Consider the following 14,117-nt stretch of genomic DNA (forward strand, 5'->3'; position numbering starts at 1 on the left):
TGTGGGGAAAAACGCGGCTTAAGCCCGAGCCCGTGCGTGCGTAGCCGCACAGGTGAGGTGCGCAAGACGCGCAAGAAATTCATTATGAAAAAAGACTAAGCTGAAAACAACAGTTAGATGGCGCACGTTATCTAATATGCTCGATACAATATATACACGGTCACTGCGTACTGTTTTTATTGAATACTTCAGAGGGGACAACATGACTTGGATTGCAACCGTAGAAATTGAGAATGATAAACTCCTTGCAAGAAGCGAATACAATCACCCCAATCTTATTCGCCCCCCCATCTGGAATAAAATCATACTATTGCAAAACATGTGGTGCTTTGTTTGTGGTCGACCCCAACTTTTCTGAACTCATAGAAAATGATGACATCTAAGTTCCCCCTTGCTCTGGGAAAAGTGTATAACACTTCTATAGAGCCGCTGATTGTAAAAGTCCATCGACCGCAGTACTTCACCGGGCGATGAAGGAGCAGGATTGTAACAAGAGCCATGCGGTGGACTTTATTGCAGAATATTATTCGAAGATGCAGAATAATCTCAAGGAGAGGCAGGTGGAAGAAACTGCAGAACTGGTGATTGAGAAACTTAAAATGAAAAATATAGTCTAATGGTTTGAATTGAATCTTTCAGACCAAATCGACCACATATTACTTTCACTGTGTATACCCAACGTTTATTAATATCCAATTCGATTTTAAACCACAATGGAACTTTTCTTTAACCAAGGCACAATTGTCATTCGGGGAGATGCCAGAATCCGTCACTCTACATGGGATGAGCGTTCAAAAACCTTCAGAGCGATGGCTTTGTATTACCAGAACATTACCGATTATCTTAAAAATTCAAGTATCAGTTATACGGATAATGTTCTTGACCTTCTACCGTGTCCTGAACTTCAGAGCACAATAGAATTGAGAGGATATCAAAAAAAATCTATTGATGCATGGATCCAGAACAGCAAACGCGGGGTCATCGTACTACCAACTGGGAGTGGTAAAACTGTTGTGGGGATTAACGCAATTTCCTTATTGAACACGCCAACAATAGTGATAGTTCCAACTCTTGACTTGCTTGACCAGTGGCGTTCTAAACTGCAAGAGGAGTTCAAAGTAGATGTGGGAATGCTTGGCGGGGGAAAGCAGGAAATAAAAGCCTTAACCGTATCCACATACGACTCTGCATATATCCATGCTGCCATGTTGGGAAACAAATTTGGTCTTATGATTTTTGATGAAGTGCATCATCTTCCTGCCGAAGGTTACAAGAATATAGCCGAGATGTTTGCTTCACCTTTCCGGATGGGACTAACAGCTACATATGAGAGAGAAGATGGAGCCCATAGTGAGATTAACAGGCTTGTTGGTGGAAAGGTCTTTGAGAAAAAGGTAAAAGATCTTGCAGGGAAGCATTTATCCCCTTTCAAGCTTCAAAAGATAGCGGTTGAGCTGACTGAGAAAGAGCAGATAGAATATGAGCAAAATCAGGGAATTTTTGTAGACTATCTCAGAAAAAGTAACATTATAATCAGAAGCCCATCAGATTTCCAGAAAATCGTTATTCGAAGTGGAAGAGATCCCAAGGCAAGAGAAGCCCTTCTTGCGAGAAATAAAGCAAGGGATATAGCCCTGAACAGTGCATCTAAAATAGAAAAATTCAGGGAGATCCTGAAAGAGCATGCTGATAGCAGATTATTTATTTTCACCGAGCACAACAAACTTGTCTATATGATATCAAAGGAATTCCTGATACCGGCCATAACCTATAAAACGCCAAGCAAGGAAAGGAGTGAGATTCTTGATCGGTTCAGGTCGGGGGTATATAGGGCAGTTGTGACATCAAAAGTTCTGGATGAAGGCATAGATGTTCCTGAGGCAGATGTTGGTGTGATCCTGAGCGGAACAGGCAGTGGAAGGGCTTTCATTCAACGTTTGGGCAGGATACTCAGAAAGAAGGAAGGGAAGGAAGCTGTCCTATATGAGATCGTATCGGCAGAAACAAGTGAGATCAACACAGCAAAAAGAAGAAAGAAAGCTCTGAGGTAGAATATAAAAATGCTCACTAGTGACCTTCTTGTTACGAAAAGCTATAAAGGAAAAATAGAACCTGTTTACGCTAAAATCAACAGTGGGAACCTTGAGATCTCACGCTCTCTTATAGATATATTTCAGAAGCATATCGGTAAAACATATGGAGAACTCTCTGAAGAAATTGAAGGTATCGAAGAGATTGACTTCCGTTTGATAAGGGGTCTTTCTCAGATACTTAAGAGAAAATGCATCATTGAAATGGATGCGGACATAGAGCCATCAACTGCCCGAAAAATGGTTTTTGAGGAGTGTACGGGTGCTGTTTTTGATGCTCTAGAAAGGAATGATGTCATAAATAGGGTTGCTGAAAGTTTATCAGTTAAACCCAATGAACTGGAAAAAGCCTTATGGGCAGATATGGAGGAGAACTTGATAGTTAAGGAGTTCCAGACAATGACGCCTGAAGATCTGCTCAGACAATATAACCTGTCATTGACACAAACTCTTCTTTTTAAAGCAACAGGCATGGAAATTCAAATAGAGGATAATTTCCAGGAGGTCTTCTGGAAGATCAAACGGTTTGGATTGATGTACTCCATTGAGGATGGCAGGATATACCTGGACGGAGCTGTTTCCCTGTTTAAACTGACTGAAAGATATGGCACTTCCATGGCAAAACTCCTGCCAATTATCATGAAGTGCAAAAAATGGAGCTTAAAAGCAAGTATCTCGAAAAAAACAATGACCGGAAAACGGATATATGATTTCACTCTTGATGATACGAAGCAGATTTTTAATATTGAACCCGATTCAAACTCTGCTCTGGAGAGCTTTGACAGTGCCATTGAAAAGGAATTCTCTTTGCTCAATTTTAATGACTGGCATGTCAAGAGAGAATCGGCAGTATTGAAAGCAGGTCAATACGCCTTTATTCCTGATTTTTCCTTAGAGAAAAATGGCAAGAAGATATTCGTTGAAATAATCGGTTTCTGGACACCAGAATACCTCAAAAAAAAGATTCAAAAGATTAATCTGCTGGAGAAAAGAGAAAAAGAAGAAATGATACTTCTTGTGAATAAAAAGCTTGCATGCTCTGGTTCTGAATTCAATATGGATAACATCATTTTCTACGACAGGAAAATACCGTATCTAGAGATACTCAGGATTCTGCGAAAATACGAAGAGAAACAGGTTACAGAGGACATTGAAAGACTTAAAAATGTTGAAATTGCTTTTGAAGGAAACATTATCGATCTCGATGAGACTGCCAGAAAATACGAGGTTGCCCTCGATGCTTTGCTGAATGCTATTAAACATGACAACAATGCCAATGATTATCTGCGGATTGGAAACCAGCTTGTTGATGATCAAACCCTAAAAACTGTTGAGGAAGAGTTGAATGGTGTGATAAAGTACAATGAAGCTCTTATTATTGTCGAAAAATATGGAATAAAAGGGCAGCAGGTATTTGATATTCTCGGATATAAGGTGAAATGGAGCGGACTTGATCCAGATAATGCAGAAATTGTGAAGCTCCCGTAGCCGGATGTTCATTGTTTTTTTCAGATGAATGGCAGTGGTGTGGAGAACATCCAGACAAGAACAATTTAAATTAGAGTTGGTACTGTTTTAGCATCTATATAGCTACAATATAACCGCAGCAAACTACTTTTGGGAGGAGATTATAAAAGTTCTTGTTTAGCTACAATGGTAACCTTGGATGGCTTATTATGGTAAATAACAAAGTATACGTTTTTAATGCTGCGTTGAAACATAGGAAAGGTATCTGGCGCCGTATAGAAATAAAGGGTGGTCAAACGCTTGGAGATTTGGATAGCATCATGCGTGAAGCATTCAATCACGATGATTATCACCTGAGTGAGTTCTTTTCAGGCAAGGTGTGGAGATCAGAGGGTTTTGGCGAAATTGAACCAGACGGATGTGGTGCTGGTGCTAAGAAGAAGATTGATGAACTTGAACTTGTAGAAGGCAGCATCATGGAGTATGTTTATGACTTTGGTGATGATATACAGCACGTAATTAAGCTAGAGAAAATTGTAGAACCGGTGGCCGGAGCGAAATATCCCCGCATTACTTCTAAGAACAAAACAAGAAACCGATATTGTGTATCCTGTAAGAAAATACAAAAGAAAACGATTGCTACGTGGATCTGTATTGATTGTTCGGAGGAGGAACACAAACAAGTGCTTCTATGTGAGGACTGCCTGGAAGAGGAGCATGATGGTCATTATGCAGAAGAATTACTCTCATAAAGTGATAACATGGCAGATAAAATAGGAAGAAACGACCCTTGCCCATGTGGTAGTGGTAAGAAGTACAAAAAATGCTGCATGTTCAAGGACAAAGAAGAAAAGAAATCTTTCATGGAACGCACGGAGTCGACTTATGTATCATCGTGTCTACCCGGTCATGACAAGTACGTGTTCGAATCTAAAGAAGAGATACTTGAATCCATACGTAATGCAGGCTTTGAGCCTGTTGCAATTGAAAATACCTTCGACGACAAAGGTGAGACGTTTACCAATCTGAAAGTTGATCTGTTCTGCAAACACGGACATTCTGAAATAGAAAGATTGTACATATTGGAAGACGATGGTAAGTGGGAATTAATTGAAGAAGGCTGGGGTGCACCTTGCCCGGAATGCGAGGAAAACGAAAATAAAGTGTTACCTAGTGATTCGAGAATTTTCGTAACAAGGTCTAAGCATTAACAAGATCTCAAAAACATTGTTTTCAAACTGTGGTGTGATATTGCTATATCTTCATTTTCATCAAGCTGATTTTTATTTTGACAGAGGTTCTACAGAGCCGTATTTGTGCATTATAGGAGAAAAATGAAGGTACTTTATAGGCACCACACAATATATATAAAGTCGATACGTACTGTTTTCACTGAATACTTACGAGGCAACAACATGTCCTGGATAGCAACCGTAGAGATTGAAGGCGACAAATTCTTTGCAAGATGTGAATACAATCATCCTAATCTTATCCGCCTTCCTTCTGGGAGAAAATCATACTATTGTAAAACATGCGGTGCTTTGTTTGTTGTCGACCTCAACTTTTCTGAACTCATAGAGAACGACGATATGTAAGTTCCCCTCTTCTGGAAATGTATTAAACTTATATAGTTGCAGCATTCAGATTCCACTGCATGAGTGATACCTGTTCTACATGCACATTTTATAAGCCAACTGCTCCATCATACGGTTTTTGCAGACGTGAGTCTCCGGTTGCGAAGCTTGGTTTTCCGGTAGTTCCCTCTGATGAGTGGTGTGGCCAACACGAACCAAGGAGCAGCAAACCATGATCGAATCGTATGCAACTGAAGCAGCTACTTTCCTGATAGGAATTGGTGCAGGCATAGTCATAAGGACAAAGCTCTGGTGGAAGAACAAGACCGCAGAAGAGCGTAAGTCCTTTGTCTACGAAGTCTTGCAGTCACTGGAAGACGGTAAGATCACAGCTGCAGAAGTAAAGGCTCTGATCAAGAACCATCTATGAGGTATTATGGTCCGCCTAAATGCCACAATCAATGATCCAGATACAAAGCCCATTACTCTTATGGCCTCTGCTGGCGTGAAAAGGACAGATACATCGACGAAGTTTGGAGGGTATCAGAACTTCGACACCGATAATCGGTTCAAGTATTACCAGCAACTTTCAACCTGCACTCCACATGTTTCCACATCTCTGAACAAGCTGGCACTTTCCCTAGTCAAAGGCATGCAGTTCGATGGAACCGGTTCTAAGATCGTTAAAGATTTTGAGCGATGGTCCACTAAGATCAACTTCCTTGAGCAGGTGCAGACACTTGCCAGGCTTCTCTGCAGGGATGGAACATATGTGGCATTACCAACCGGAAATGCAGATAACTTCTCTCTGATTCCCCTGCTCATGCAGAACACAACGATTCTCCCGGAAGATTTTACCGCAGGCGAAATGAATCCGAAGGAGATTCTCACTCCTCCAACTGGGTCTATTGTTATCAATGAAAGTGACAAGGCTAAAAGAAAAATCATGAAGTTCAGTGACGTGGTTTGTGGCTCCTATAATGCATGGGATACTGTTCAGAAGGTCATAGATGCATGGCTTGACGAACACAAGTACCTCTCGGAGAACGAGGATATTGCTGCTGTTGGCCTGGATGTTATTCCCGTTGATGCAAAGGGCTCGCTGGATGTCATGTCGTTCAAGAAATCACTGGAAACAGATATCCAAATAGGCTTGTTGCAGTCCCCTCTTAGCATGGGCGATACAAAAGGATCTACCTATGCTGCCGGATATGTATCCGAAGAGGACCGTATGGTTGTCCTGGAAGGTCTGCAGCATATTGTCCAAAACATCGCCAACTGTGCCATCAATATGCGGCTTCGACTCATGAACAAGGCGGAAGATTCTGTGTGGATAGAGTTCGAGGAGCTTAGTCGGCCACAGCTGGAATCCCGTGATGTGATAGAATGGTACAATAGTGGAGTTCTCACAAGAGAGCAGCTTCTCAAATGGGGGGATTCCCGGTGGAAGGTGAATGATCAGGCATAAGAACAGCCTTGTTCTTGTTGCAACTGTGGTCTGGTTACTTATTCTTGCTTTCGTTGCTTTGTGTTTCACGAATATTACATAAGCAGGCGATATAATGTCACTCCTGAAATCTCCAGAACTGATCCGGGTCGAGAATAAGCTTATCTCCCTTTTAGAGCGAACCATGAAGAGGGCATTCAGATTAAGGACCATGAACTATGAGCGAGAGCTTGTCCTCAATGTTCGTGGGGAATTTGGTTCCAGGACCTATTTGAAGCAACTGGATAGTATCATCACCGAGGTCATCAAACAATCGTTGCTATATGCAGATTATCAACTAAAACAAATCTCTGCGGCTGCAATCGAAGATTCATATGTACTAACAGAAGAAGCTGTGAGGATATCCACAGAGCTGGCAGATAATGTTGTAGAATCTATCGTCCAGATGCTCAAAGATGAAGCAATCTATACGATGCATCCCAATCAGCTGGCCAAAAGGATAGTAGACCTCTGGGGAGGAGAACGATACAAAGCAGTGAGGTTTGCCAGGACCTTCACTGCAGATGTCGCCACCAACACAACAGTGTACCGGTATCGACAACGTGGAGTGGAATATGTCGAGTTCGATGCTGAACTTGATGATAGGACAAGTGATCAGTGCAGGACTTTGCATGGGACAGTGTTCGACCTATCAAAGGGTTCTGTGGACCTGTATCGTCCTCCGCTCCATCACAGCTGCCGATCAGGACTTAAACCTGTGCAGATTGCCCAGAAAATTGATTCTGATACAGAGTTCGAGAACCGTGACTTTCACCATCATCTGGGTCAGAGCGGAGAATTCCTTAAGGAATTGGCTGATGAGAATGTTGTAGAGAAAGTCTTTGAGAATATCGACAGGTTCAATGGCAAATATCGGATATCTAAATTCATCTTGGACAAGGATATTGAGAAAAGGTTAATGGTAGAGCACATTTTATTTGATTTATAATATTGTTTAGTGATGTAAATCCGGTGGGTCCAAGTTAAGGCCCAAGTTAAGGCCCAAGTCGAGGCCCAAGTAAAGACAAGCCCGTACTGAATGACACTAAAATAGAGATACTGTCTGAATGTACCAATAACCCAATGTCTAAACTATTAGAATCTGTTACAATCTATTAAACTAATACTTGAAATAATGCTACTCTCATGAATGAATTCATGGGAGTAGTCAGACAATCCCAACCAAAGCAATAATATAAAAAGAACCTCCAAAATGTGTATCAGAGGTCTCATATGGGAATCAATATGATCAAAAGGGATATTATTCTGGGAAGACTGGATGAGCTGCTTCCGGAGTTGAAAATAAACTACAAGGTAAAGGAAATAGGCCTTTTTGGATCGGTGGTGAGGAATGAATACAAGACCGGCAGCGATATTGACTTCCTTGTTGAGTTTGAGAAAGGTGCGGATCTTTTTGATCTCGCAGCCCTTGGAATTTTTCTTGAAGACGAGTTCGAATCAAAGGTGGATATCATCTCGAAACGTGCTGTAAGGGATGAATTGAAGAGCAGGATTTTTTCAGAAGTGATTTATGCGCATGCATAAGGTGGTTTTCATGCGTGAGTACAGGTTATTTTTAACTGATATTGTTGAAGCGATTGATGAGATTGAAGAGTTCACTTCAGGAATGGACTTCAGTGAATTTCTGAACGATAGGAAAACCCAGAAGGCAGTTGTGAAGAATATAGAAATCATTGGTGAAGCCGCTAAGAATGTACCGGATGAGATTAAAACAAGTTATCCTAACGTTCCATGGAGAGTGATTGCCGGTATGCGGGATTGCTTAGCTCATGGTTATTTCGGAATCGATTATGTGATTGTGTGGGATGTTGTTGGCAATCGTCTGATTGGTTTAAGGGATTCTATCCGGGCAATTCTGGTTGAGATCGATTGAGCAGGAAAAAACTTAACCTTTCCTACCGGGAATCGAACTTTATGTGTAAAAACGTTCACATCTTTTATATAAAGCGTGACTTAAATTGGACATTATATCATTTCTTCCAATTTTCATTTGTATAATCTTTTTATACCCGTTGTATTTGTACTTTAACGTCGATGGCTATCACTATTGAAGGTACTGCATTTCCACTCGGCGAGATAAACAAAAACGGATGGGGAATTCCATTTTCAGAAGCAGAGAATGCCATCTCTTCTCTCAAAGATTCTGTGCTTCGGATTTGCCCACGGGATTCTCCACACGAATGTGACTTTTCTGAGGATCCGAATGCTGAGATTGGCAGGATTGTCGATGCCTGGCGTGAAGGATCTGAGATCAAAGCAAGAGCAGCAGTAACCGATTCAGTGGCAGAGAGAAAGATTCAGGATGGGACCTGGGAAAATACCTGGAGTGTTTATTCTCTGGCAGATTCTATTGACGATAACTGGGCCAGTGGAGTCCAGGCCAGGTCCCTGACCCTTGTCCAGAATCCTGCGTGGGAGCAGGCAACCTGGAACATTGCAGCAGCCGAGGACGGAAAGGTAGCGGTACGTAACATTCATCAATTCAAAATCATCGCATCAGGTGATCCTGTGACAGATAACAAAGACAATTCTAACAGCGGTGGAGATCCTTCACCGAATGAAAAGCTTGCTGAGCTCGAAAAGGACAATGGAGTCAAAGATAAGGATATCGAGGATCTGAAAGCTGCTAAAGCAAAACTTGAAACGAAGGTAGGTGACCTCGAAAAAGTGGTCGCATCGTATGAAAAGGATAAGGCTGCATCTATTCCTTTGGAAAAAGTCCAGGAACTGGTGGCAAGCAAAGCCGATGAGATCGCCACTGCCAAGATTGTAGCATACAAGGAAGAGCAGAGGAGAGCAAATGCAATGGATAGTCTCACGGCTGCCAGGAAGGATCTGAACCTCGAGACAAAAGACGAGGACTACCAGCATCTGACAGCATCCGATATCGAGAAGCTTGCAGAGGATCTGGGAAGTATCAAGCTCGGAGCAACTGCTGAAAGTGTCAGATACCCCAGTTCAGTCAGTACAGGTACTGTCGGTAGATGGGACAGTACCAAGAATGAATGGGTGGTGGAATAGTGGCATATTCAGGTGTTGTGAAACCGGCAAACAAAATAGTAGCCGGTGGTAAGCCTCTGGAACAGGAGCTTAAAATCGAAACTGACACAAACATGTACCCAGGTCGTCTGGTCAAGAGGGGCACCAACGACGATGACATGGTAGTAAACACCGCAGCAGGTCCTGCATTGGGATGGCTTGGATATGAGCAGACAAATCCTGTTTTCATGCCCACTGACGTTGACACCATCTACGCTCAGAATGACATGGCTGCGGTCCTGTACGGCGGAGGTTTCCTGATAGTTGGCAGACTTGCATCAGGCCAGAACGTCACAAAGGGAACAAGGCTCGTAGCCGCTGCAAACGGTGAGCTTACCGCTGCAACATCTATCGTGGTTGATACCGGTTCCACCCCGGTTACATCCGGAGCAGCAAACGGGGCGATAGTCAGCGGTTCCATTCCTGATGAAGGTCTTGTTGTCGCGATAACACAGCAGTCAGTGGACGCTTCCTCTGCTGCTTCAGACATCCTGGTACTGAGTCTCATATGAGGTAAAAAACATGACAAACGCACTCGCAACATTTTCAAAAGAAATAGACTCCTCCCTTGTCCCTGCTCTTAGGAACGCACTCATTGGAAGGAAACTTGTGCATGTGACTCCTGAGAAGGGATTTGGTATAACTTCTGTTGACTGGGGTAAGATTACAGATGTCAGTGACGGATACGTATCCTATGGTTTCCGTGATGGGAATGAAGATAAGGTCGAAGTCTCCCTGACCAACTCAAAGATACCTGTTTACTGGAAGGACTACACGGTTGACAGGCGTATTTATGAGAGCTGGCTTAGAAGTGGAGTGGATGTCGATAAAGCGTCTTCCATCTCTGCAGCATACAAGGCAGCAAAGGCAGAGAATGCAGCCATCATGATGGGTGTCAGCAATGACGGTACAAATTATGATATGAATGGACTGTACCAGGAAGCAGGCAATGATTATGCTGTAAGCAAGGACTTCGGGACCTATGGAAATGCCACAGATGCTCTGGCAGGTGTCTATGAGCTCATGGACGATGATGGCATTCCTGTTGACAGTCTTTCGTTCAACTGGGTACTTGCAACCACACAGCGCAGGCAGCTAATGGCCAGCCGCAGTGCAAATGGTATCAAGGAAATGCCGGATATCTTGGACATGCTCAACGGCGGCCAGGTATTCGGTACCAACACACTGACTGCAGGTACAGGGCTTGTCAGTCCCACAGAGAACGTCGGAGAACCTTATGTCGACTTCTACATGACGTCCGATTTCAAGACAGAGCATGGAGTAGATTCAAAGCACCCTGATACAGGTGATCTAAACGGTCGTGTTTACAGTGCCGGGATCCTGAGGATCAAACAGAACGTGGCAATCTGCAAGACCAGTTCTATCTAAGGTGAGAAAATGGTCAAAGTCCAGGTAAACGTGAGAAATCTTGCTATAGATCTTGATGGAAAGGAGATGAAGTTCAGGCAGGGAGATGTGTTCGATATCCCTGCAGAGAGAGCTGAAAGAATGGGCAATACCCTTCTGATACTCGAAGATGAAGAACCAGATGAAAGTTCATCTGAAAAGACAACTCCAAAACGAAAAGCACCCGGAAAGTGAACTTAGATGCTATGCTCAGTGTCAGAAGTAAAAACCATCGTGTCTCCTGAATCAGTTTCAGATGATGATATCCTTGCCATCATTACCCACACATCTGCAGAGATATCTCTAGAAACCGGTGCGAGTATGGAGAGCACGGAACCTGCACTGAGCATAGCCTGCGTACATTTGTCAGCAGCAACCGTTCTGGAACGAATGAAGTACACCGGTGAACTTGCAAAGCAGGTCAAACTGGGGTCCGAACAGCAGTCAAACGATGTTGATACAGAGATACAGATTCATCGTAAGAAGGCCGCTTCATACATAAACAGGTACAAGCATCGGGCTTTCTCTATCCCATATGGCAGAAGTGGTGTCAGAACGGTGAACAGCGAAGAATAGGGATGTCCATCCATGCCATTGCTCTGATCCACGAGTGTACCATTATTTCAAATACCCAGTCCGGGACGGATGAATACGGTTCTCCTGTATATACAGAGAACAGTACCGCATCCCCATGTCGTTTTTTGGCATCAGATAATCCGGGCCAGATCGACATGCTTGAAAGCGGGAAGCACAGTATTTTAGAGATTTCAGTGATACTGCCTTCTGATGTTGTTGTGAAAACTGGTGATACCATAAGCAGTGCAGTTCCTGGTTACTCCCATTCTTATGAGGTGTTGTTTGTCACACCAATCACCCGGCTGTTCAACTCTACTGTTCATCATTATGAATGTAAGCTCAAGGCGGTGGAATAATGGAGATCGATTCTGACACTTATGATAAAATAATCGAGACCCACAACGATGTCAAGCACGTTCGTGCAGGCATTGACAAGATGAGCTGTCAGCTCGATGACCACGAAAAGAGAATTCGCGTACTTGAGAAGTGCTCCATCGAGGACCATGAAGAAAGGATCCGTATGCTGGAAGAGGGACAGAACCGCTGGCTTGGAAGGAATGCTTTTGTCGGACTAATGATCGTTGTGATCCTGCAGCTGGCAGGGATGATTGTCCAGATAATCTGGTGATGATATGTTCCAGTTCAAAGTCAAAGGAATGGAAAAGCTGCAAAAGAACCTACAAGAGATGGGCAAGGACATTGCCGACATCCTGGAGGAAGGTCTGCTTGCAGGAGGAGATGTTGTTGTAAGGGCTGCCCAGGAGAATTCCAGAAAAGGCGGTGATGATTTCCCACACAGGATAACAGGTAACCTGTTCCGCAACCTTGCAGAGGTTAACCCTGTATCTGTTGAAAAGTCGAACGAACGATGTGAGTTAATGGTCGGCTCCACCATGAACTATGCAATGCGTCTCGAGAAGGGGTTCAATGACACTGATTCCCTGGGACGGAGATACCATCAGCAACCAAGGCCTTTCCTCAGGCCTGCTCTGGATGAAAACACGGATGAGATTGAAAAGGCGATCAACCTCAAGCTTCAGCAGCTCTCAGATGCCGTCATCGACTGTCTGAACAGGTACAAAGGTGTGGCCGATGGGAACCCCATCAAGCAAATAGCGTACCTGGGGTCTCATGATGCCATAGAAGATGTTTCCAGTATTTTTCACGTTCCAATAGATTTCAAGATCATACACATGAGGTAATAACATGGCACAAACAACAGTACAAAACTCAAATGCCATCCGGTTCGGATCTGGTAAACTGGAGATAGGCACATCCATAGGATCGCTTGTCAATATCGGCGCCATTCGCAATGCAGTATTCAAGGAGGAATGGGAAGATGTCGAGGTTAAATCCGATAACGCCGGTATCGTGAAGGTTGGCATCAAGGAACATGTCGCATACATCGAATGCGATATGATGGAAGTGAACCTGGAGAACCTGAACACCATAAGAGGTGACCTGGATGCATATGCAACAGTTGCAGGGACTCCTGTATCCGTGACCGATGAAGCACATACTTTAGAAGACACTGATTTTGTAAGGCTCAATTACAGGAACGGAGATGGGACCGAAGTTTCCAGCATAGTGGTTACGGATGCATCAGACACTGCAGCCGTCAGGAACACCGATTATGTAGTAGCAGTAGATTCCGATGGATACACCTGCATCGCCAGAATCTCGGATTCCACTGTTATTTCAGATGCAGAAGGGATCAAGGTGGATTATTCCTATACTCCCAGCTCTGCTGCTACCCTCACAAGCGGTGGCAAGACCGCGATATCAGACCGGGTGGTTCGCATTACCAATAGTGTGAACCATACTTATGGGACAACCAATAGCCAGACATTTATTGGTTTTCAGGGAGATGATTCATCCCCTCAGGCATATCTGAATTCCATGATTCTGACCTACTATCTATGGGTAGATTCATCCGGGTTTGCACTGATGGCAAAACCGGAGCCAGTTTCTGTGGATGACAGGCAATCTTCGTTTATTACAGTAGTAGAACATATGGGTACAAAAGAATACAGCGATGGATTGACCAATTTCTATTGTTTCACACAGCGAAATGTAGGTGTCTCATGGACAGACTCCAACGATCATGATTACTTTGAGTTCATGCCTATGATAAGGCCATTTGCATATGAAACCCGTACTATTGGTCAGGGAATCCAGTTCTGGTATCATGCTTACAATAACCGCTACGCTCTAAAAAGTACTGGAAATGGGAAAGTGTATTTTGTAAAACCGGTCATTTGTAACTCTATTGACAATTTCACTCCTATATACCAGAGTGAACTGTTCTTTAAGTTCTCAGAAGATGCAGGGCTTGTTGACGGTGATGTGATTGCAATTGATGGGGAAACCACGAAATATATCTGCAAGGCTCTTGATTCCCCGGACAGCACAGCCAGGTTGAACTTTGCTATAAAATATGTGGCATAACATGCAGGA

At 43.4% G+C, this 14,117-nt stretch carries 21 protein-coding genes; all 21 read left to right on the forward strand.

Annotated elements, in window-relative coordinates:
• Positions 1-470 precede the first annotated feature (470 nt).
• The 21 genes from V7O67_RS02330 to V7O67_RS02430 all read left to right on the forward strand — a co-directional run bounded on the left by V7O67_RS02330 (position 471) and on the right by V7O67_RS02430 (position 14,108).
• Positions 471-617: a hypothetical protein gene (locus tag V7O67_RS02330; RefSeq protein ID WP_342303649.1), complete on the forward strand. Its 147-nt coding sequence runs from the start codon at positions 471-473 to the stop codon at positions 615-617.
• 96 nt (positions 618-713) lie between these two features.
• On the forward strand, positions 714-2,051 hold the full coding sequence (locus V7O67_RS02335) for a DEAD/DEAH box helicase family protein (protein ID WP_342303648.1): 1,338 nt from the start codon (positions 714-716) through the stop codon (positions 2,049-2,051).
• Positions 2,052-2,060: 9 nt separating this feature from the next.
• Complete coding sequence (locus V7O67_RS02340; RefSeq protein WP_342303647.1) at positions 2,061-3,578, forward strand: DUF790 family protein; 1,518 nt, start codon at positions 2,061-2,063, stop codon at positions 3,576-3,578.
• 188 nt (positions 3,579-3,766) lie between these two features.
• Entirely contained in the window at positions 3,767-4,309 is a 543-nt protein-coding gene (locus V7O67_RS02345) for an IS1096 element passenger TnpR family protein (RefSeq protein WP_342303646.1), read from the forward strand.
• Positions 4,310-4,318: 9 nt separating this feature from the next.
• The gene (locus V7O67_RS02350) at positions 4,319-4,768 is read left to right on the forward strand and encodes an SEC-C metal-binding domain-containing protein (RefSeq protein WP_342303645.1); all 450 of its coding nucleotides are present in this window, start codon (positions 4,319-4,321) and stop codon (positions 4,766-4,768) included.
• A gap of 204 nt (positions 4,769-4,972) precedes the next feature.
• Entirely contained in the window at positions 4,973-5,152 is a 180-nt protein-coding gene (locus tag V7O67_RS02355; protein ID WP_342303644.1) for a hypothetical protein, read from the forward strand.
• Between the two features lie 59 nt (positions 5,153-5,211).
• Positions 5,212-5,367: a hypothetical protein gene (locus V7O67_RS02360; protein WP_406670717.1), complete on the forward strand. Its 156-nt coding sequence runs from the start codon at positions 5,212-5,214 to the stop codon at positions 5,365-5,367.
• Positions 5,364-5,561 carry a hypothetical protein gene (locus V7O67_RS02365; protein ID WP_342303642.1) on the forward strand — a complete coding sequence of 66 codons (198 nt, stop codon included), beginning with the start codon at positions 5,364-5,366 and terminating at the stop codon, positions 5,559-5,561. Before V7O67_RS02360 ends, V7O67_RS02365 begins: the two co-directional genes overlap by 4 nt.
• A gap of 6 nt (positions 5,562-5,567) precedes the next feature.
• Entirely contained in the window at positions 5,568-6,599 is a 1,032-nt protein-coding gene (locus tag V7O67_RS02370; protein WP_342303641.1) for a hypothetical protein, read from the forward strand.
• Between the two features lie 94 nt (positions 6,600-6,693).
• Positions 6,694-7,566, forward strand: a complete 873-nt coding sequence (locus tag V7O67_RS02375) for a minor capsid protein (RefSeq protein WP_342303640.1) — start codon at positions 6,694-6,696, stop codon at positions 7,564-7,566.
• Between the two features lie 284 nt (positions 7,567-7,850).
• A complete protein-coding gene (locus V7O67_RS02380) occupies positions 7,851-8,162 on the forward strand; it encodes a nucleotidyltransferase family protein (RefSeq protein WP_342303639.1) in 312 nt (103 codons plus the stop codon).
• 10 nt (positions 8,163-8,172) lie between these two features.
• Complete coding sequence (locus tag V7O67_RS02385) at positions 8,173-8,511, forward strand: DUF86 domain-containing protein (RefSeq protein ID WP_342303638.1); 339 nt, start codon at positions 8,173-8,175, stop codon at positions 8,509-8,511.
• A 161-nt stretch (positions 8,512-8,672) separates the two neighbouring features.
• A complete protein-coding gene (locus V7O67_RS02390) occupies positions 8,673-9,659 on the forward strand; it encodes a hypothetical protein (RefSeq protein WP_342303637.1) in 987 nt (328 codons plus the stop codon).
• Positions 9,659-10,189 carry a hypothetical protein gene (locus tag V7O67_RS02395; RefSeq protein WP_342303636.1) on the forward strand — a complete coding sequence of 177 codons (531 nt, stop codon included), beginning with the start codon at positions 9,659-9,661 and terminating at the stop codon, positions 10,187-10,189. The genes V7O67_RS02390 and V7O67_RS02395 overlap by 1 nt, the downstream gene beginning before the upstream one ends.
• 10 nt (positions 10,190-10,199) lie before the next feature.
• Positions 10,200-11,066, forward strand: a complete 867-nt coding sequence (locus V7O67_RS02400) for an encapsulin (protein WP_342303635.1) — start codon at positions 10,200-10,202, stop codon at positions 11,064-11,066.
• Between the two features lie 9 nt (positions 11,067-11,075).
• On the forward strand, positions 11,076-11,279 hold the full coding sequence (locus V7O67_RS02405) for a hypothetical protein (protein ID WP_342303634.1): 204 nt from the start codon (positions 11,076-11,078) through the stop codon (positions 11,277-11,279).
• A gap of 18 nt (positions 11,280-11,297) precedes the next feature.
• Positions 11,298-11,660: a hypothetical protein gene (locus V7O67_RS02410; protein ID WP_342303633.1), complete on the forward strand. Its 363-nt coding sequence runs from the start codon at positions 11,298-11,300 to the stop codon at positions 11,658-11,660.
• Between the two features lie 2 nt (positions 11,661-11,662).
• Positions 11,663-12,016: a hypothetical protein gene (locus V7O67_RS02415; protein ID WP_342303631.1), complete on the forward strand. Its 354-nt coding sequence runs from the start codon at positions 11,663-11,665 to the stop codon at positions 12,014-12,016.
• Positions 12,016-12,288, forward strand: coding sequence for a hypothetical protein (locus V7O67_RS02420; RefSeq protein WP_342303629.1), 273 nt, complete (start codon positions 12,016-12,018; stop codon positions 12,286-12,288). The genes V7O67_RS02415 and V7O67_RS02420 overlap by 1 nt, the downstream gene beginning before the upstream one ends.
• Before the next feature lie 4 nt (positions 12,289-12,292).
• On the forward strand, positions 12,293-12,862 hold the full coding sequence (locus V7O67_RS02425; protein WP_342303627.1) for an HK97 gp10 family phage protein: 570 nt from the start codon (positions 12,293-12,295) through the stop codon (positions 12,860-12,862).
• A 4-nt stretch (positions 12,863-12,866) separates the two neighbouring features.
• Entirely contained in the window at positions 12,867-14,108 is a 1,242-nt protein-coding gene (locus tag V7O67_RS02430; protein ID WP_342303625.1) for a hypothetical protein, read from the forward strand.
• Positions 14,109-14,117: the final 9 nt, after the last annotated feature.

Origin of the sequence: Methanolobus sp. ZRKC4, from assembly GCF_045291305.1 — an archaeon.
Taxonomy (GTDB): Archaea; Halobacteriota; Methanosarcinia; order Methanosarcinales; family Methanosarcinaceae; genus Methanolobus.